Genomic DNA, 20,716 nt, shown 5'->3' on the forward strand with positions numbered 1-20,716 from the left:
AAGCCCTTACATTTTTCAAAATTGAAAGAATGAAAAGTAAGTGCGTCAGAGTAAAAATAGTTTATTCACTTGAAAAACTAATTTTATTCGAACTTTCCTGTGGTTTTGTAATGACTGTTCAATCTTCCATCATTTCAAACAAGGAATATCTTTTGTTTAATTGATAAAAATATTACGCTCCTCAATATAAATTATCAATATACTATCATTTAGTCGAAATAATAAAATTAACTTGAATATTTTCAAAGGTCAGACGACTAACTTATAGAATGTATAAAATATTCTTTGTTATACATATTAGTCTCCCTTTAACACATTTCCTAATCCCTTTAATTTAAGGAAAAGCAATAACAATTTGCATATTTGTCCTATAAAAATAGCTACCGTTCACATTATAAAAAGTAATCACTATTGGTAATAATAGGTGAAGTATTAAAAATACTATTTGGAGATATAACTGTATACAGGGATAATCGATTGGGGAGTATATATGCGCAATATTATTTTGATTATAATTGGCTCTATTTTATTAGGGTTTTCTTATAATTTCTTTCTGATACCTCATAAAATTTTAAGTGGTGGGTTAAGCGGTATTGCGATGATGCTTGGCATTATCACTCCGCTCAATACAGGATTGATTAATTTTTTATTAAATTTACCTTTACTGATTATCGGATTTATAAAATTAGGAAAACGCTTTATTTCCTATACGATTTTGTCCGTAATCGTCGCTTCCATCAGTTTATTTGTCATACCTGTTCGTGAAATAACAAATGAACCCATATTATCCTCTCTTTTTGGCGGTGTTTTAACAGGGGTTGGGATTGGCATCATTTTCCGATCTTCAGGATCTTCTGGAGGCTTCGATATTATTGCGATGCTGTTAACTAAAAAGAGAGATTTTCCACTTGGTTCACTAATATCTACTATGAATGGCATTGTTGTAATGATTTCAGGCTTTGTTTTTAGCTGGGATGCAGCTTTACTGACGTTGGTATCCATATTTGCAACTGGCAAAACAATTGATATGATTCATACAAGTAATTTAAAACTAACTCTCATGATTATTACTTCTAAAGGTGATGATATGAAAGACAAGTTACTAAAAAATCTCTATCGTGGTATTACAATGTTAGATGGAAAAGGTGCATATTCTGGTGAAAAAAGAACAGTTCTTTTTACGGTCATTACGCGTTATCAACTATTAGAAGTCAAAAAAATTATTCATGAAGTTGATTCACATGCATTTGTAGATGTAACAGAAACAATTGAGGTAATTGGTATGTTTGATCGCGGTCAAAAGTGATTCAATTTTCAATAAGGCATTTAAATGTTGTTGAACAAGTTTTTTTAATAATTCAATTTTATAAATGTACCTTTTTATACTATCCAATTATTTGATGCAAAAAAGAGTTAACGAAAATAAATTCGTTAACTCTTTTCTATTTGGGTTATGAAAGTCTTCCTTTGAAATCTTGATAATTAAATTGATGAAGAATTCGACAATCGCCGTTCTTATCTTTTATCACAAGATTCGGTAGCGCCATTCCATTAAACGTATTTGTTTTTACCATGGTGTAAATTGCCATGTCGCCGAATACAAGTCGATCACCATTTTTTAAAGGTTGATCAAAGGAATAATCTCCAATGATATCCCCTGTTAGACATGTTGGCCCACCAAGGCGATACGTATATGGCTTTTCTCCTTTTTCCCCTGAACCAAATAGTGGTGGACGATAAGGCATTTCTAGTACATCCGGCATATGACAGCATGCAGAAGTATCAAGAATTGCAATATCAATATCATTTTTCAATGTATCGAGTACTGTTGTAACGAGAACACCTGCATTCAGTGCAATCGCCTCACCAGGTTCAAGATACACTTCTACATCATATTTTTTCTGAATTCTTGTAATACATTCTTCCAGTAAAGAGATATCATAATCTTCCCTCGTAATATGATGGCCACCGCCAAAGTTAATCCATTCCATTTGAGAAAGCCATGGCCCGAACTTTTCTTCAATCGCATCAAGGGTTGTTGCTAAATCATCGGAATTTTGCTCGCAAAGAGTATGGAAATGAAATCCAGATATACCTTCAAGTAATTCAGGTTGGAATTGGCTTAACGTTACACCAAATCGAGAACCAATCGCACATGGATCATATATTTCATGTCCTACTTGTGTTGAGCATTCAGGATTGATACGTATACCAATACTTTTTCCAGCACTTAACACTTTGTCTCGATACTTTTCTACTTGTGAAAAGGAATTGAAAACAATATGATCACATAATTCGATAATCTCATCGATTTCATCTTCACGATAAGCTGGTGAAAAGACATGGTTTTCTTTACCCATTTCTTCATATCCAAGTTTTGCTTCGTATAAGCCACTTCCTGCAGTACCGCTCAAATACTTTCCAATCATTGGATACATTTCATACATAGAAAATGCCTTTTGAGCGAGTAAAATCTTACATCCTGTACGATCCATGACGCCTTTTAAAATTTGAAGATTCTTCTCTAGTAGCATTTCATCTACTACAAAACTAGGAGTTGGTATTTCATTAAATTTCATCTTAGTCTACTAACTCCGGATCAAAGCTTTCTTTCCAAGGAAGTCCCCATTTGTTTAATGCATCCATGAATGGATCTGGATCGAATTCTTCAATATTGTAAACGCCTTTTTTATCCCAAGTTCCTGTCATTAACATCATCGCACCAATCATGGCAGGTACACCTGTAGTGTAAGAAACGGCTTGTGAGCCAACTTCTTTATAACATTCTTCATGGTCACAAACATTGTATAAATAATAAGTTTTATCTTTTCCGTCTTTTTTACCACGGAAGATACAACCGATATTTGTTTTACCTTTTGTACGTGGGCCTAGTGAAGCAGGATCTGGTAGTACAGCTTTTAAGAATTGAAGTGGAACAATTTGTTTTCCTTCAAATTCAATTGGTTCAATAGAAGTCATACCAACATTTTCAAGGCATTTTAAGTGAGTTAGGTAGCTTTCACCAAATGTCATGAAGAAACGAATACGTTTAATCCCAGGAATATTTAGAGCAAGTGATTCAATTTCTTCATGGTGTAGTAAGTACATATCTTTTTCTCCTACTTCTGGGAAGTTATAGACACGTTTGATTTCCATTGGTTCAGTTTCTACCCATTCGCCATTTTCCCAATAACTTCCTTTTGCAGATACTTCGCGGATATTGATTTCTGGATTGAAGTTTGTAGCAAATGGATAGCCATGATCACCTGCATTGCAGTCAAGAATATCAATATATTCAATCTCATCAAATTCATGTTTAAGAGCATAAGCAGAAAATACACTTGTTACGCCTGGGTCAAAACCGCTACCTAAAAGTGCTGTAATTCCAGCCTCTTCAAATTTTTGGCGATAAGCCCATTGCCAGCTATATTCAAATTTTGCAGTATCTTCTGGTTCATAGTTTGCAGTATCTAAATAGTTTGTTTTAGTAGCTAGACAAGCATCCATAATTGTTAAATCTTGATATGGTAAAGCCAAGTTCATCACGATATCTGGTTTTACTTCTTCAATTAACGCGATTAATTCATCAACGTTATCTGCATCAACTTGTGCTGTCGTAATTTTTGTGCCTTGTCCATCTAATTTTTCTTTTAATGCATCACATTTAGATTTTGTACGGCTTGCAATACAGATTTCTTCAAAAACTTCACTGTTTTGAACAGCTTTATGAATGGCAACAGAAGCCACTCCTCCACAACCAATAATAAGTGCTTTTCCCATCATTATCGCTCCTAACAAATATATATTTTACAAAGCATTTCCTGACATCTTACCAACAAAATTGAAAAGAATTTCAAGAAAACATTCATTGACATAACGCCAAAAACTCAAATTAAATCAGTAAGTTAAGCCAGTTACTCGAACAACAACCATTTCAACCAAAAAATTTTTGAAAACAATTTATCACGTTCTGCACCAAAATAAAAAAGCAAGTGCAAAACGCAGCATGGCGCATCACTTGCTTTTGATATCATGAAAAAAATAGTGAAAAGCGTATTGTGTAATAACTACTACGTCTACATACGTCTGCCATAAAAAAGCAAATTTTTATGATAGAATCGCTTTCCATTATTCAAATAGATCTTTATAGGTTCAGAGTCTATATAGCAAACAATTACTTTTACCACTCTTATTGACCGTTTCACAAGTTGATGTGCTATGCACTGGTTGTAAAGTAACCAACTTATAAAATTTGAGTTTTTCTCAATCAATAAGGCAACGAAAAAGTTGCCAATCGGCATTTGACCCGGCACACCGTTGCCTTAACTTTTCTATAAGAAAATGGTCAAAATTATCTGCTTGGAAAGACCCTGATAGTTAAATATCTGCTTTCCAAAATCATAACTTCTTCATAATATCAACATACACCAAATTTAGCAATAGGGAATATTGAAATAATTCGATCATACCTTAAGTAAAAAGATCAAAACGCTTACGGGCTTGGCTCAATTTCTTCTTTAAAGTCTGCATCGCGCAGCTCACTTCGCTTATTGGCATACTATTCTTGTGGGGCTTTCAACTCAAGCTTTTCCCTTAGGACATTGAATACTCTTCTTAGAATTCGTACCACACGAAGAAAATACGAATACAAATTCGGAGTCTCGCCGTCGAAAACACAAAATTACATTTCATTAAATGTTCGTATACCTTCCATCAATTTTCGCATAAAAAAATTGATTTGTTTGTTTATAATTTCCCTCAAAAGCAAACTACTTAAAATCAAAAAACGAGCCATTTCTCAAGTAAGAAATGGCTCTTTGCTTAATTAATATTCTGCTCGCATAGTTTTTATGTTAAATATTTTGTGGTAAATAACGAAATATAAAACTGGAAGTGCAATCAACATTACCATTGAATATTGTATTGGTAGTGTAGTATTAATCAAATTACCTAATGCGATAAATATTATTGTAGCAGCTAAAAATTTGAACATTTCTCACAACATCCTTTCCATTTTTCGATTTTTTTACAAAAAATATATTTTTAAAATTCATCATCTTTGAAAACAAAAATCACATTTATTAGTTTTATTTTACACCTTTTTGTCTGATTTGTGAACAAAATGTTTAGATTTTTTTAGAAATTAGTAAATTTAATAGTCAGGTTAACTTTGTTGTAACAATTTATGTTAAACAACTCTAATCTATACAATCTTTTGTAACAATTTTAAAAGGCTCCCGTATGAGAGCCTTTTCCCTTTCAATACATTAACTTTTCTAAATTTAGATTTAACTTTTCCACTAATGAACATTTTCGAGGCCTATGTCTTTTTCTTCACAAACAACAATTAAATACCTAAAATGTATTTTTTCTGTTCCTCTTTCGGCACCATACTTCCCCCTGTTGCCCATACTATATGAGTTGCATTTTCATGACGAACTGCTTTTGGGAGTTGTTTGAATCCGATAAATCCTGCAGTTGCAGATGGCTCTACGATAATTTGTTCAGTTTCATATAATTCACGCACAAAACTTGATAATTGTTCATCTGAAATTGTCATGATGCCATCTAATAATGGCTCCATTTGTTTCCCTACAAATGAGGATGGACGACCTACAGCCAGCCCGTCAGCAATTGTACGATTGGTTAATCCAATATCTTTTACTGCGATATGATCGTGGTATCCAGTTGCCATTCCTAAGAGCATACAAGGGGATTCTATTGGTTCTGCAAAATAGCAATGCACATTTTCACCAAAGCTTTCCTTCAAACCATAGGTAACCCCACCTGGACCTCCCCCAACACCACATGGAATATACACATAAAGGGGATGATCTGCATCTATTGTAATGTCCTCTGCTTCAAGTTGTTGTTTCAATCTTCTTCCTGCGACCGCATAACCAGCGAATAGTTGTTTCGAATTCTCATCATCAATGAAATAGCTATTTGGATCTGCAAGTGCCTCTCTTCTTCCATTATCTACTGCTAAGCTAAAATCGCCACTATGTTCAATAACTTTAGCACCAATTTTTCTTAGTAACTGCTTCTTCCACTCTTTCGCATCATGAGACATATGAACATGAACCTTAAATCCAAGTGTTGCACTCATAATCCCAATACTTAATCCCAAATTACCTGTGGAACCCACCACAATTGTATAGTTACTCAATAATTCTTGAATAGGTTCTGTAGTAAAAATGGTGTAATCTGTATCTTTAGTTATAAGCTGATGCTCTAGCGCAATTTTTTCGGCAGCATATAGCACCTCATGAATTCCACCTCGCGCTTTGATTGATCCACTTATTGGTAACGCATCATCTCTTTTCAAGAAAAGCTTACCCATTACCCCTAGTTTTTGTTGCATGTGTGGAATATGCTGTAATTGTGATTCGATTCTTCCACTATGTAATTTTGTTTGTGGGAAAGCCTTTTGAAAATATGGTGCAAAACGATTCATTCTTGCTTCTGAATCATCGATAAGATTTGAATCTATTTGATATTTGTTTGATTTCTTAGGATTTTGCCAAAGTATTGCTTGTCTAGCCTGTAAACTGTCAATAATTTCTTTAAAAGGTGATAAATCCATACCCAACCCACTTTCTTTGAATTCTATTCATTCTACTCCATAAAAAATATAAAAAGATCCAGCAGTTCTTCTCAAATATGAGGAAATGCTGGAATCATTTTAAATTATACTTATTAGCTAACCATTAATCTATTATTAAATCATAAATGCATCAAAAGAAAATAAATTCATACTAGAACGAGATACTTGCCAAAACTAAACCTAACAATCCTAATATTGCAATCGCTGCAAAAGCTTTTCCTGAATCATTAACTCGCATATGAGAAATTGCTCCACCAATTCCAACTGCAGTAACTAATATTGCACCCCAAAAGACATATTCTCCATACCAATAACCTACTATTAAAAGTACAGCTGCTACAGTCTCCACTAGTCCAGTAATAACTCTAAACCATTGTGGCAGTTTCAAATGAGTGAAAGTTTCTTTATGCATTTGTGAACCAAATATTTTACCGAGACCAGCATATACAAAGACTACAGCTAAAAACCCCTGTAAAATCCACATAAAACTATCCATTATTTTCACCTCCCAGCATCATTAAAATAGCTATTTCACTTATCTATACAACTTCTTCTGTTATTGAACAGCCACTATTCCTAGTATCATTGCTACCTATCTACAGCATATTCAAACTTTTCGAAAGCGGTTACTTGAAAACCAATAGGAAGATTTTCAAAATACCTAAAAATTGATAGCTGGGCGACCATCATTCTTTTCATAAACTTACAGTTCTCTCTGCTGGTTAACATTAAATAAATAAGTTCATCTAATTTGGAGAAATAAATAAGAAAAACAGCCGTTTCTTTATTGAAATAGCTGTTTTTTAAACTTTGCTGAAAAATTAATCCGTTTGGTTAGGTTCTCTTATTGTTTTTTGCTTCACTCGGCTGTCCTTTTGCTTCACTCACACAATTTTTTGTTTGGATTTTTTGTTACGTTTTCAATCTATTCATTAAATTTAAATCTATTAACCCATTATCCCCACTCTTCTTCTAAAATAGCATAATAGTACTCATCCCACCATTCATCTCCATTTGGAATACACTTTTTAAAATAGCCTTCTCTTCTCATGCCAATCTTCTCCATTACTCGATAGGATGGTATATTCTGAGGTTGGCAAGTAGCAATAATTCTATGTAGCTTCATCTTTGTAAAACCATAATCTAAGATAGCTTGCGCAGCTTCTGATGCATAGCCATTATTATAATACTTAGGATTAAACACCCATCCAATTTCATAAGTATGATTACCAAAATACTTAAAAAATGCAATGTGCCCAATAACAATTTGTTCATCTTTCAATACTACAGCAAACTTTTCTGCTTTTTCATCACTATTTTCATAAACAAACTTCTTGGCGTCCTCTTCAGTAAAAACACCTTCTGGAATATATTCCATCACCTCAGGATTTGATGTATATTCATAGACATCTCGCCAATCTTCGGAATTGAATTTTCGTAGTACTAACCTATTTGTTTTAATATCCATCTCGTTCTCTCCCTCCGCTATAACCACAACCATTATTATACAAAAATTCCATAAAATAAAACAGCTACCTCCATTTTCTATTAGTAGCTGTTCCTTAAAGCATATATAGTAATAAACAATTTCCTTTAAATTATTGAGCATAATCTCCAGTGTAATTTACTAAAGAGCATGACTGTACACCTTTAATATTATTTATTGTCTGTAAAAAGGCTGTATTATCGTCTACTATATTAATCTCAACTGTAACCTCTATAAAACCATTTCTAATTGATTTTGATTTTAATTTTGTATTGAGTTTTCTAAGTAAAACACGTAGCTCATCTGTTGCTTCATCCGTATGATGTATAATTAGTATATAGGCTTCATGCTTGGTTTTCTTTTTGGATAACCATGCAAGTGCAAGCCCGAATGCAAGTGATCCGATAATCGATAATGGGTACATTTTAGCGCCTGTTGCAATACCAGCCGCTATCGCCCAAAACATATAAACTATATCCAAAGGATCTTTTACGGCTGTTCTAAATCGTACAATACTTAATGCACCAACCATTCCCAGTGAAAGAATAATATTTGTACTAATTGTCATAATGATTAATGTGGTAATCATTGTCATTAATACAAAAGAAACATTGTAATTGTAACTATAAACAACTCCACGAAAATATCTTTTGTAAATCCAATAGATAAACATCCCAATTCCAAAAGAACAAGCAAGACCTAGAAAGATATCAATATAAGATACCGTCCCAAATGATTCGAGATGGAGTACGCTTTTTTTTATTATATCTTGAAAACCTAATGTATCATTCATATAAACTCTCCTCACGTGATACAATTCTTACTTAAAATTTTTAATCGTTAATTCTCTGCATAAAACATATTTTGAAATTGCCGAACGTACCAATCTTTCTGGTTGTACTATTTTACGAATCATATCAGGTAAAAAGTGATCAAATTTCACTTCTAATATAACTTGTTCAGGAAGCAATACTTCTTGTGAGATAATATTTTCATCAAATAGGTCAATCGTATTAAGACCAGCGGTGAGTTGTTTATCAAATGTAATACGCACATTTCCTGGCTCGTACACATATGCTTCTCGAATATAATCAACAATGACAACTGGTCGAAAGTTTCTATAGCATAGCCCAGTTTTAAAATCCGTCAGTAATTTTTCTTCTTTATCTGCTAAAACATGGATATCACCATTTAATATTGAATCATATTCTGTTCTAGTAATAGAAGCTGATTCTTTGCATATAAAGTCCCCATGTTTACTTTTTCTCTCTAAAGTAATTTTCTTGTCACTTCCATTATAAATACGAATGCGATACTTTTCTCTATGAAAAATACCGTTATTTTTGTCATAAATAGAATGATTATGCATACCATCAAAATATAAACTTGAGATATGATATCCTTCCTCATTCACTGAATTTTTATCAAGAGTTAACATTTCTGAAACTTTTTTTCTTAATGCGATATATTCAATTTTATTTAGATAATATTTTAATTCATGTCTGAAAGTCTTCTGTTCCAAGTTCATATTCATATTAGTCTACCTCGAAATCTCTTATTCCATTAAATTCATTTCCCTCTTCATCTGCATACATATCAAATGAAGATTGTTCATGTCCTTTACTATCTCTAACCGTAACCTTCCAGAAATATTGACCACTTGAGGGTTTTTTCATCGAAAATTTGTTTTCACGAATATTTTTTTGGGTTGCTAAGACTTGTTTCATGTAGGGATCTTTTGCAACAGTTACGGTATAATACAAATCATCCGCTTGTAAATCGAATGATACATCCCATGTGAATAGAAGCTTATTACCAGATTGTTCTACGTTGCTCATATAAAAAGGCTTAGGTTTTTGAAGGTCTTCATAGTATCTTTTTTTCGCTCTTTCAGGAGTATCTTTTATTAGCTGTAATTCATTTTCATATTCAGAATTTACGATTGAAAGATAGTTCTTATCAGGACTTTTTAATATAAAAGGTTTGACTACATCATGATATTGATTCAGTTGAGTCGTAACTGTCTTTGCATTAATCTGCTTAGAAAGTTTTTCGATTTTATCCGTCAATTTCTGAACATTTTCCTTAGAACGGAAATATCGATTTAACAGTATATTATTCCAAAAGTTACTAATTCCTGCTTGATAAGATCGTATGCTTTTTAGTTTTCTCTGTAACTCCCAACCTCCATCATAATCCCAAGGTAAGATAAACCATTTTTCTGAGTTTAATGGAGAATATAAGTAGAAGTTATTTGCATCAGTATCCATATTGTCCATCAAAATATTCATAGCGGTCCATGTAAGCAAATTATCAATATCGAAGTGCTTCTCAATAACCTCTTCAATAGGAATTTTATAGTTATTTACATCATCTAACATAGTAATTAACTTATCGTGTTCTTCTTTACCTTTTATCTCCAAAATTGATTCAAACTTCTTTTTACTATATTTTGGATCCGAATTTATTCTAATTTGATCTGGATAACGTCCAAATTCAAAAAATGTTACTTTATATAAGTAACCATTTGGATCTAACAAATGAGTTCTTAAGAATTTTTTATTTGGCTGTTCAATTTGTGTATATAATCCATAATCTTCATACTTCTTTTGATTGCCATCCGTTAAATCTTTCACATATAAATGAACAAATTGGGTACGAAGGCTCGTTATGTTAGGGATCGTTTCCATTAAATCAAAACTTAATTTATTTCTTAGACGACTAGGATCATCAATATGCTTATTTAAATTAATCGTACGTTGATCCTGCCATAAGCCGGCACTATCGAATAATTTTATTTTGTATGACTTTTGTGCAGCATAACGTGATGAATTTCCTCGAATACTAATCTTCGCATTTGCCTCTTCGGCATTGTACCCAAATTTCCCATTCTTTGGTCCTGTGCCATCTTCAGTACCCTCTGCGAAAATAATATCTAACTTTGCTTTACTGTTACGATCTGTAATGCGATTAAGTCCATACCAATCTACTTTACTTGACTTATTTGGAACAATGGTAATATAAAGAGACTTTAGAGAGCTATCATCGTCACGCTCATATAATCTCTTATCATCAACTAGCTTATCATTGTCAATTGTTTCTTCTACTACCTGTTTACTTGTTTCTTGTTGGTACTCTTTTTTCTTTTGATTTTCTGTTTTTTCACTTTCCCCGCATGCAGCTAAAATTAGAGTTGATATAGCAAGAATAGAAATCATTGTAATTGACTTTGAAAATGTAAATTTTCGTCTTTTCTTTTGACTCATGGTTGTTATAGGCTGCGAACAGAATGTGTAATAATCAATATTCTTAAGAACATATAATAATCGAGTAACAGAAATAATCAGCATTATAAATGACGAAAAAAACATTCCTGTTCCATCAAAATTATTATTTATCGTACAAAAAGTTAATATAGCATTAAAAAAAACAAATCCTGCACTAATAGATAAAACGCCCTTTTGATCATCAAAATACATAAGGACATGTAAAACAACAAACATAATAATAAAGAAAAAGTAAGCTAAACATAATAAGATAAACAAATCTAGCTGCTCCATTGTAAAGCCGATTTTTGGTAGATAAATGATACCTATTGCTATTGATAAAGCTGTAAATAGTAACTGTACTTCAACGAGAAAATCAATTTGCTGTAATAATACTTTTGTCATCTTCTGTTTTGCACTCTTCATACTTTCATAAGTGCCACCATTTATTACATTTTGATAGTAATTCAAAAATTTCTCATAAAATTTCGTTTCTACAATTACTACAAACATAACAAGTGAGGGTAATACAGAAATATAAGCATAAAAGACAGGTACATCATAAAAAGGCATGAGCAAAAAATGATTATCTATTCTAAAATGTCGATCAGAGAATAACCAATAGACTAAATTGTGAATATAGACACCAGAATAGACAAATACACCACTAAAAAATATAGATGGATATTTCTTTAAATAAACTAAAAATGCAAAGTAATTTCTCTTTTCATCTCTTGGGAATACACTTTCAAAATGATACATGGACAGACCTACAATTACTCCAAATCCTACATCTATTCCTGCTAAAGCTATAATCGTTGCATTGATAGATAGAAACTGAAATAACACAAAACTTACGACTAAAGCCACCAATACACCAATAGCAAAACCTCGTACAATACGTTTATAATCTTTTAATGCGGATAATAAAACGTTTTGAAGCCAAATAATGATTAACTCTATGAAAAACAGATACGAAACTAATTTATACCAAATACTTTCTTGGATATCGTATAAAAACAACACTGCAAGTAGTCCGCCAATTGGAAGAACAATTATAAGAACGCCATAAAAAGAGGAAATAATCTGTTCATATTTTTTTTGGAAAATTAAATCTGCTATAAATCTCGTAACAATCATTGAAAATCCAGATGTTAATATAATTGAAAAAACAAAGCAATAGACCATCGTCCCAACAAATAATTCATTATCCAAATAGGAACTATTTTTTGCCTTCAACATCATTTGTTCACCAAACAGTAAAATAAGACATAAAATCATCGGTCCAATTGTCGTCATTGAAGAATAGACATATGCTTTGACATTTTGAACTATTCCATCTTCACGATATAACTTACGAAGTTCAAAACCTATTCCTGCCATTCTTACTCACCTCCTAACAATTGATACAATTGACGATAGCTTGAAATAAATTCATTCCGCTTATAATTAACTTTTACTCTTTCAAAACCACTTTGACCAAATTGTTCTCTCAGTTTTTGATCTTTACAAAGCTTGAGGATATTATTTGCTATTTCTTCATAGTGCATAACAGGAGTGATAAAACCTGCTTGACCATACCGATCATCTGGTCCCCCCATAAGAAGCTCTTTACATCCGCCAACATTTGTACAAACAAATGGCTTTGCGCAAGCTAAACCTTCCAATATCGCTAATGGTTGTCCTTCACTAATACTTGTTAAAAGGAAAAAATCTATTCTACCTAAATAATCTTTTATTTGAACCATGCCTGTAAAAATAATATGCTTGATACCCATTTCATCTACCATTCTCAAACATTCGTTATAATATGTAGGATCTTCTTCAACGGGCCCCATTATATAGAGTTCAACATTTGGAATCTCTTTTTCTACTAATGCAAAACTTTGAATCATTGTTTTAATATCTTTAATCGGTACAACACGTACAATAGCACCAATTCGAATAACTCCATCATCAGGTATTGACTTAAGATCTTGATAATCAGTAATTTCTACACCATTCGGAATAATTCGAATCTTTTCCTCAGGGCATCCTAATTCCACCTCTATCTCCTTATTTCGATTGAATAATGTGATAACTTGATCAGCTGCAGTATAAATAGAGCCAGAAAGTGTATAAAAATAATTGATCCATAAATCTTTAAAATAACCCTTTACCCAATCCGCTTTAATAATTTCCTCTTCTCTCTCTCGAGAATAAATACCGTGTTCGGTTAACAATAGCGGCTTATTATGCAAATGTTTTGCTAATGCTCCAATCACACCAGCATACCCTGTAGAAACAGCGTGATATATGTCTGCTTGCGGTATTTCATGCCGGATCGTCGACAACAGTGGTAATAACATGGAACTGATTGTCCAAAATAGCTCTGTAAACGGTACTTGTGAGTATTCATTTTTCCCCAAATGCTCTACTAGATCAAAGTAATCCTTGCTGGTTAAAAATTCTCCAACACTTGTAAACTCCTTACTTCGAATCAAGTCAAATAAATCATTCCAATTGACAATGTGATTACTACTTAATAGTGATATTAAACTTTCTTTTTGTTGTGAAGAAAGATTGTACCTCTTTCCCCACTTCTTTTTTTCAAACAGATATTCATCTAAAAATATCTCTTTAATTTCTACTAAATTAGATGGTAAATCATATTTAAATTTTCCTTTTTGTTTTGTCTCCGCTCCTATGGCATAAATAATAAATTCGTGTTCTTTCATCGATGACATGAGTCCATGTATCCAGCTCGAAACACCACCAGTGACATAAGGATAAGATCCTTCAGCAATCAAACATATGCGCACTTTAGGATTCCCCCAAATCAATTTTAAATTTAGCTTCTTTTGCCTCAATTAAGTAAGTATTCGTATCAATTTTTGTTGCTTCACAATGATGCAATCTTTTAATCTTTTTATCAGATCGAAGAACATAATATAAATTTGGAACATAGTTTGTAATATTTCCTTCAATACTATTTTCAGTATTTGACCAATTCACTTGTGAATTTAGAGTTTTAGCCACATATAACGCGCCCTCTGTTGAAGTCATTGGACGTACCCATGGATATGTATTTTTCACTCTGGCCATAAAATTTTCATATTTCTCATACATTTCCTTCCATCCAAGATTATTACTTCTATCGGCACTTATGATGTCGTCCGGATGTACAAAGTGAGAGAATAATCCTAATCCAGTCATTGTATTTGCTTCTGCCCAACGATCGAAGTCACGTTCAAAGTAACCAGATGTAATACGAGGCATTTCTATTACCCCATCTTGTGCAATTTCAAATTCTTGAATATACGATAATCCTGTTATATCTTCTGCATAAAGTGAACTAATGACTGTTAAATCAGGCCAAGCTCCCTTCAATGCTTGTCTTCCTTCTTGCGACAGCACGTTAGAAGGTGGGATATAAGCTGTCACTTTGTAATTAGGAAATGCACTTTTCGAATAAGCAAGAAGCTCCTGAATCGATTTAGACATATCCCCCTCATTCCGCCAAGAGTTGTAGCCAAATGATTCTGATACGCGAGAGTCAAGCGTTAAAGATTGATGATTAAATCCATGGAATCCTATTTCTCCACCGCTTTTTAATAGTTCACGGCCAAACCCAATTAAATAGTGTCGATCCTTATCTTCAGTATTACTAAAAGGTGGGGTTACATTGTCACTATAAGATTCAATGACTCCTCCGGTATATTTCAAATCGTACTTTTTAGCAATCTTAAGCATATTTGGCCACCAAATTTCACTAAAAAAAGTGGGAATATCCCGTTTATACTCTTTATAAATGAGAGCGTTCTTCCCTTTAGGAACCGGAGCCGGAAAATCGTCAATATAAAATAACTTTGCATTAAATACTGAGTATATAAAATTGGGTTCTAATAAACTTATCGCCCCTGTTATAATCCCCCTACTAATTTTTTCTTGTAAAATGGTTCCATTAAATAACATAAATGCACCATCACCATATTTATTTTTCCATAATAGAGGGGTTCCATCTACACTCTCGGCAAGCAAATCTGCATCATCATTAAGGTCCACACTTATTGAATCATTCGTTATAAAGTCATCGTTAATATGAAGTCCTTTTTCTCCTATTAAGACATTTGAAACTAGATGAATCCCTTTTGTATGCACATAATTACCAAATCCAGAAATCCCTAGCTTTCGATAAAGAATTTGATAGCTAGTATCTTCATCAAGTGTTGACATTATAAAGATATAACCACCATGAAAAACATATTGTTCAATCTCCTCAACTGTTCCAATATCTTTTAAATGATCCGTTGTTAGGATTATTGCTTTACAGTCACTAATAACACTTTTTTCTTTATTGATATTGATCTCAGTAACTTTTTTCTTCATATATTCAAGAGATTTCTGAGCATTTTCTCTTAATTTGTTGCTGTAATCATCTTCTGCATTGTATAAAATACAATAGCTTTTTCCAGATGAGGCTGTTTCATTTAATTGACGATTTGTACTAGCTGTTAAAATGTCATCTCGTTGTTCAATTAAATGTTTATTTTCTTGAGATTTTAGGACAAATTGTGAGCGAGATATCTGTAGTATCAATCCACATAAAAATACAATGGAGATAATGATATAAACTTTTTTATAATAATTCCCTTTTAGACGCATATTCATTACCTCCCGTCCAATATCTAACTATTGTGAGAGCACGATTAGAAAATTTGATAGTTGAACTCATTAATTCTTCTAAAATTTGTTCCATTTTTCTCTTAGACTTTGTCTCATAGTAAACATTCAATAAACTTATATACGAATTTTCTATGTTTGGGTACTTCTGTAAGTACTTCAAACCTGTTTCTTCAGCTGCATTGTATTCATGTAGTTCCAATTCAACTCTTATTTTTTCTTCAAATGTAAGTGGATCTCCATTATTACTGTCAATCATTTTCTTTAGGACGTGAATATATGTATATTTAAACTTTCTTAAGGTTAGTTCGTCCAAAAAACCGCTTCTCATATATTCTTTCAATACTTGTGCATAAGATTTTGCTATATCAAGGTCTTGTGGATTTTTTTCAAATTCTACTGAAAAAGTTTGCATCGATAAAGTTAACTTTCTTTTCACTTCTAACACTGCTGTTACTGCAAAGTGTGAAGTTTCAGTATCTTCATTCAAAACAGCCATTTTAATTACATCCATGTACTGTATTGCGTCTTTCTTTAATACATCCAACATCGCTTTTCTTCTTGATGCGTAATCGCTGACAATTAATGCTTCCTCAATCGGAATAATATTTAATTCCTTTTCTCTTTCAATTTTTTCCTTCTTAGATAAAATCTCAATTGGAATATCTTCATTTTGTTTTTTCATATACTCCCCAAATTCTATCCCTCTATTCTTAAACATTTTTTTTGACCAAATTATAGGTAAAAACCAACCAATAATAGGAACAAAGGAAATAACCAACATTTTTAATAGCCATTCCTTTTTATTGTTTTGTGAGATGAAAACAAGAAGGGCAGCAGACAATACCTCATATATGATGTAAAGAAATATCATTTTATATCTCCCCTTCTAGCAACTTCATGTGAATACCCACCTGATTAAATCTTGATACCACGATCTGAGCATCCTCTATTGTTGTATTTGATAGAAGCACAGCAATATGATTATTTTCCAACTGACCAATATAATCTGTTTCCCTTAATAGACTAAAAAGTTTACTCGAATAAGCCATTATCTGTTTTTCAACATAAGTTGTTTCAAGTATCACAAATGGCATATTGTGTTTTTCTTTTGCCTCTTTCTTACTATCTAAAATTACTTTAAATATCTCTTGCTTTAATATATTTGTGTTTGGAATAAAACGATTCCCTTCCGTCGCATCAATATAACTTAGTGCTTTGTCTAATGCTGCTCCAGCAAGATCTGTCGTAACTTTAAAGAGATTTTCGTGATACAGTGAAAACTTCTCAAATTCCAATTCATCTATCGTAATAACAGCAGAAATTTCGTTATTATGATAGACTGGGGCTGCCATTAAAGGCGAATTCGGCAATAATTCTTTATTCACAAACACTTTATCGTATTTAAGAATATATTGAACAAATTCAGATTGCTCTACTTTTATCGAGTTAATGATAGGTGTCTCTGTATAATTGGAATTGGCAACTAGTCTCAAAAATGACTGATGTTTATTGAATACATATATGGAAACGATTTTTGCACCCATTATTTCTTGTACAACATTCACCGTACTCGAAAAAACCTTTTCAGGTTCTAAGTCATCTAGTTTTTTTACAATGGAATATATTTTTCCAAAGCTATCTTCACTATTTAGCAAACGTAATTGTAATTCATCTTTAACTTCTCTTATTTCCTTATGAATACCATCCAAAAATCCATAGCGTTGTTCAAGTTCTTCAATTTTTTGGTGTTGTTCTTGAAGCTTATTCGATTTACGTTGAACTGAATACCCAACAACTAATCCTACTGATAGGAAAAGAGCTACTTGGAAAAAGAAGGAGGTATCATAAAGTAAAGAAACAAATTCACGCCCTTCTATCAATTTTTCTACAATTAACAATCCAATTGACAAACCTACTGACAAAATGGACTGTTTACTACCGTAAATAACGCCCATAATCATAATATAAAAAACACTTATATCAATTGAATTTAATACGCTTAAATTATCTGATAATACGAGCCAAGCGATTATAAAAAAAATAAAGATATTTTCTATATATGCTTTGAATGGTTTAATCCAGTGAATAAAATCTGATGATTTCTTGACTTCTTCTGCAGCACTAGCAGCAACCTCTTGTTCTGCTTGGTATTCTAGTGCCCATTGATATGTAAGTTCTAACCCTTGTTTCATATCATACATTGGACTCCAGTCGAGTTCATTCTTTACTTTTGTATTGCATAGTACAGATTTATAAATATCCCCTTCTCTTTCTGAGAGATGTTGAAACTCGATCTCACCATGAATCATTTTAAGTATATTAACTAATTCATTGACACTTGTTTCAGTATTTGTTGATAGATTAAACACCCCACTGATCGTCGAGTTTGATGCTCTATAAATCGCATCTGCTACATCAGCAACGAAGATAAAATCTCTCGTTTGCTCCCCATCTCCCAATATGTGAAGTGGCTTATTCTGTATTGTGTTGTTTGTAAATATAGAAACCACACCACCCTCACCTATACTATTTTGTCTAGGACCATACACATTAGCAAAACGGAAACATACACTATCAAACCCATACATTTCTCGCCACTTTTGACAATAAGATTCTCCTACCCATTTACTGATTCCATATGGAGAAATAGGTGAACAAGTTTCATCTTCTTTTAAAGGTAAATGTTCATTCAATCCATAGACGGCAGCAGATGAGGCAAAAATAAACTTCTTGACCTTATATTTTTTAGAAAGAGTTAACATATTGACTAATCCAACCACATTGGATGATGTATCTGCTCTTGGATTAGCAAATGACTTTGTCACACTTACTTGTGCAGCCAGATGAACTACCACATCAAATTGAACGGCTTTAAATATTTCTTCGCACTTAGTATCTTCTACTGAAAGATTATAGCTTTTATGTTTAAATGAAATGTTATTCTTATTTCCAGTTAGTAAGTTATCAATGATAAAAACATCATAATCTTCTTTGTAAAATCGATCTGCAACATGCGAACCGATAAATCCATACCCACCTGTTATTAATACCCGCATTTTAAACCACCTTTCCTATTCAACCTGAATTTATTAATATATTTTTATAAAAATGTATAATTATAACAATTTTAGATAAGCAAATGTTAGATAATTTCCACATAAAATTGTTTCTATTAACAGTTATGATGGATATAGTTAAGTGAAATCACACATATCCATCATACAAATTTAAGAATTAATGTTTGGTTTAAACTCTGGCATAGTAAATATCTTAAAATAAACTTTGTTATTTTTAATTGTATTGCTTTTTTCTTTTTTGTTTATTGTCTGGATAAGATTTGTTGTTTTATTAATATAAAATTTATTGTTCAAAAACTGATTCTCAGTGACGTGTTGTTGGAGGGTTATTTCTCCATACCCTTGAGATAATCGATCATTTAGTGTGAATTCATTTTCATTAATAATATTTTTATAAGCTCCTCCATTAGATACAGATGACCCTCCCATTATAATTCCAGCACCATTATTGTTAATAATCTTATTTTTTTCAACTGTTATATTACTTGTTGTTTTTCCCTGATTTTCACTGGCCAATTCAATTCCAAAATCATTTTTGTATACAAAGTTATTTTTTATCAAAATGTTAGTAGCGCCGTCTGCATAAATTCCTCCAGCAGCAAAACTTCCCTTATAAGCCGGATTCTTTTCAGAAGTATTATGATAAACTATGTTATTTGAGATGGTTCCATTTCTCGCTTGATCGATACAATCATCATTGCAAGCTTTATAAAAGCCCGCTACGTCAATCCCGATATTGTTATTATGATGAATTTTATTTTGGTTAATAAGGAATCCTTCAATATTACCGCTTAGCGTTAATGCTTCACTGCTACCTAAAGTTAAATGATGAATTTCATTATTTTGAATTGTAATATCATGAATTGAATTAGAAGAATCCCCATAAAATTGGATTCCATGTGCATTTCCATTTATTGAATAATTTGATATATCATGAATATTATTATTTAGTATCTTTATATTACTACTACCTTCTCGTACAAGAATAGCTACAGGATACTGATTTGGATCATTTGTCGTAATATTCCTCATTTCAAAACCATTGATTACAATATAGTTTGAATTTTTCACATCAAAAAATGTACTATTTCCACTATCTCCTGCCATTTTTCCAGCATCAAGTATTGGATTTTCACCTGGATATGCTTTAAACGTAATATCCCCTGCTTCTTTTGTTCCGGAGTTGTTAATTTTTACAAACTCTGAATAGATTCCTTCACGAACATATACCGTTTCACCAGCTTTTAGACTATTAGCCGCTTTCTGTATCGTTCTCCAAGGTGCATTAATTGTTCCTAAGTTTGAATCATCTCCATTTTCTGATACATAGAACAATTTAGAACTAGGACTATCAGCACTTGCTTCAGGATAACTAAACAAGAATAATAAAACACTCAATAACATGGCCTTTTTAAAAACATCTTCAAATAATCCATATCTTTTACAGGTAATAAAATTTTTTATTTTTTGCATTATAACCTTCCTTAGAAAACACAAGATAGTTATTTCTACTTAAACGGAAAATACAATCATTATATTTCATTAATTTATATGAAATTAGTTTGATTTTGTTCGCTTGATTAAATAATTTTACTCTTAATAAAGTACATAATTC

General features: G+C 32.2%; 14 protein-coding genes. 1 reads left to right on the plus strand and 13 read right to left on the minus strand.

Annotated features, from left to right (window positions below; all coding sequences use genetic code 11):
- The first annotated feature begins 490 nt into the window (after positions 1–490).
- Positions 491–1,306, plus strand: a complete 816-nt coding sequence (locus tag CEF14_RS07370) for a YitT family protein (protein ID WP_102692257.1) — start codon at positions 491–493, stop codon at positions 1,304–1,306.
- A gap of 145 nt (positions 1,307–1,451) precedes the next feature.
- Here CEF14_RS07370 and nspC read toward each other — a convergent pair whose 3' ends face one another.
- The 13 genes from nspC to CEF14_RS07435 form a co-directional block, all read right to left on the minus strand.
- A complete protein-coding gene (nspC, locus tag CEF14_RS07375; RefSeq protein ID WP_102692258.1) occupies positions 1,452–2,579 on the minus strand; it encodes a carboxynorspermidine decarboxylase in 1,128 nt (375 codons plus the stop codon).
- A 1-nt stretch (position 2,580) separates the two neighbouring features.
- The gene (locus CEF14_RS07380; protein ID WP_102692259.1) at positions 2,581–3,780 is read right to left on the minus strand and encodes a saccharopine dehydrogenase family protein; all 1,200 of its coding nucleotides are present in this window, start codon (positions 3,778–3,780) and stop codon (positions 2,581–2,583) included.
- Between the two features lie 1,567 nt (positions 3,781–5,347).
- Positions 5,348–6,586 (minus strand): D-serine ammonia-lyase, encoded by a 1,239-nt coding sequence (locus tag CEF14_RS07385; RefSeq protein ID WP_102692260.1) that lies wholly within the window; start codon positions 6,584–6,586, stop codon positions 5,348–5,350.
- A gap of 172 nt (positions 6,587–6,758) precedes the next feature.
- On the minus strand, positions 6,759–7,103 hold the full coding sequence (locus CEF14_RS07390) for a DoxX family protein (RefSeq protein ID WP_102692261.1): 345 nt from the start codon (positions 7,101–7,103) through the stop codon (positions 6,759–6,761).
- A gap of 459 nt (positions 7,104–7,562) precedes the next feature.
- Positions 7,563–8,075, minus strand: coding sequence for a GNAT family N-acetyltransferase (locus CEF14_RS07395; RefSeq protein WP_102692262.1), 513 nt, complete (start codon positions 8,073–8,075; stop codon positions 7,563–7,565).
- A 130-nt stretch (positions 8,076–8,205) separates the two neighbouring features.
- Positions 8,206–8,886 (minus strand): DUF4956 domain-containing protein, encoded by a 681-nt coding sequence (locus CEF14_RS07400; protein WP_102692263.1) that lies wholly within the window; start codon positions 8,884–8,886, stop codon positions 8,206–8,208.
- Positions 8,887–8,913: 27 nt separating this feature from the next.
- A complete protein-coding gene (locus CEF14_RS07405) occupies positions 8,914–9,627 on the minus strand; it encodes a polyphosphate polymerase domain-containing protein (RefSeq protein ID WP_102692264.1) in 714 nt (237 codons plus the stop codon).
- Position 9,628: 1 nt separating this feature from the next.
- Positions 9,629–12,742: an exopolysaccharide Pel transporter PelG gene (gene pelG / locus CEF14_RS07410; protein WP_102692265.1), complete on the minus strand. Its 3,114-nt coding sequence runs from the start codon at positions 12,740–12,742 to the stop codon at positions 9,629–9,631.
- 2 nt (positions 12,743–12,744) lie between these two features.
- The gene (gene pelF / locus CEF14_RS07415; protein ID WP_102692266.1) at positions 12,745–14,160 is read right to left on the minus strand and encodes a GT4 family glycosyltransferase PelF; all 1,416 of its coding nucleotides are present in this window, start codon (positions 14,158–14,160) and stop codon (positions 12,745–12,747) included.
- 1 nt (position 14,161) lies between these two features.
- On the minus strand, positions 14,162–16,003 hold the full coding sequence (locus CEF14_RS07420; RefSeq protein WP_170061475.1) for a DUF2194 domain-containing protein: 1,842 nt from the start codon (positions 16,001–16,003) through the stop codon (positions 14,162–14,164).
- Positions 15,978–16,895 carry a hypothetical protein gene (locus CEF14_RS07425; protein ID WP_102692268.1) on the minus strand — a complete coding sequence of 306 codons (918 nt, stop codon included), beginning with the start codon at positions 16,893–16,895 and terminating at the stop codon, positions 15,978–15,980. Before CEF14_RS07425 ends, CEF14_RS07420 begins: the two co-directional genes overlap by 26 nt.
- Before the next feature lies 1 nt (position 16,896).
- Complete coding sequence (locus CEF14_RS07430; protein WP_102692269.1) at positions 16,897–19,080, minus strand: NAD-dependent epimerase/dehydratase family protein; 2,184 nt, start codon at positions 19,078–19,080, stop codon at positions 16,897–16,899.
- 171 nt (positions 19,081–19,251) lie between these two features.
- Positions 19,252–20,574 (minus strand): right-handed parallel beta-helix repeat-containing protein, encoded by a 1,323-nt coding sequence (locus CEF14_RS07435; protein ID WP_102692270.1) that lies wholly within the window; start codon positions 20,572–20,574, stop codon positions 19,252–19,254.
- Between the last annotated feature and the right edge of the window lie 142 nt (positions 20,575–20,716).

Origin of the sequence: Rummeliibacillus pycnus, from assembly GCF_002884495.1 — a bacterium.
Lineage (GTDB): Bacteria > Bacillota > Bacilli > Bacillales_A > Planococcaceae > Rummeliibacillus > Rummeliibacillus pycnus.

Excerpts from the sequence above, each read along its gene's own strand:
- CEF14_RS07370 (WP_102692257.1), top strand. The coding sequence starts at position 491 with ATGCGCAATATTATTTTGATTATAATTGGCTCTATTTTATTAGGGTTT.
- nspC (WP_102692258.1), bottom strand. The coding sequence starts at position 2,579 with ATGAAATTTAATGAAATACCAACTCCTAGTTTTGTAGTAGATGAAATG.
- CEF14_RS07380 (WP_102692259.1), bottom strand. The coding sequence starts at position 3,780 with ATGGGAAAAGCACTTATTATTGGTTGTGGAGGAGTGGCTTCTGTTGCC.
- CEF14_RS07385 (WP_102692260.1), bottom strand. The coding sequence starts at position 6,586 with ATGGATTTATCACCTTTTAAAGAAATTATTGACAGTTTACAGGCTAGA.
- CEF14_RS07390 (WP_102692261.1), bottom strand. The coding sequence starts at position 7,103 with ATGGATAGTTTTATGTGGATTTTACAGGGGTTTTTAGCTGTAGTCTTT.
- CEF14_RS07395 (WP_102692262.1), bottom strand. The coding sequence starts at position 8,075 with ATGGATATTAAAACAAATAGGTTAGTACTACGAAAATTCAATTCCGAA.
- CEF14_RS07400 (WP_102692263.1), bottom strand. The coding sequence starts at position 8,886 with ATGAATGATACATTAGGTTTTCAAGATATAATAAAAAAAAGCGTACTC.
- CEF14_RS07405 (WP_102692264.1), bottom strand. The coding sequence starts at position 9,627 with ATGAATATGAACTTGGAACAGAAGACTTTCAGACATGAATTAAAATAT.
- pelG (WP_102692265.1), bottom strand. The coding sequence starts at position 12,742 with ATGGCAGGAATAGGTTTTGAACTTCGTAAGTTATATCGTGAAGATGGA.
- CEF14_RS07420 (WP_170061475.1), bottom strand. The coding sequence starts at position 16,003 with ATGCGTCTAAAAGGGAATTATTATAAAAAAGTTTATATCATTATCTCC.
- CEF14_RS07425 (WP_102692268.1), bottom strand. The coding sequence starts at position 16,895 with ATGATATTTCTTTACATCATATATGAGGTATTGTCTGCTGCCCTTCTT.
- CEF14_RS07430 (WP_102692269.1), bottom strand. The coding sequence starts at position 19,080 with ATGCGGGTATTAATAACAGGTGGGTATGGATTTATCGGTTCGCATGTT.
- CEF14_RS07435 (WP_102692270.1), bottom strand. The coding sequence starts at position 20,574 with ATGCAAAAAATAAAAAATTTTATTACCTGTAAAAGATATGGATTATTT.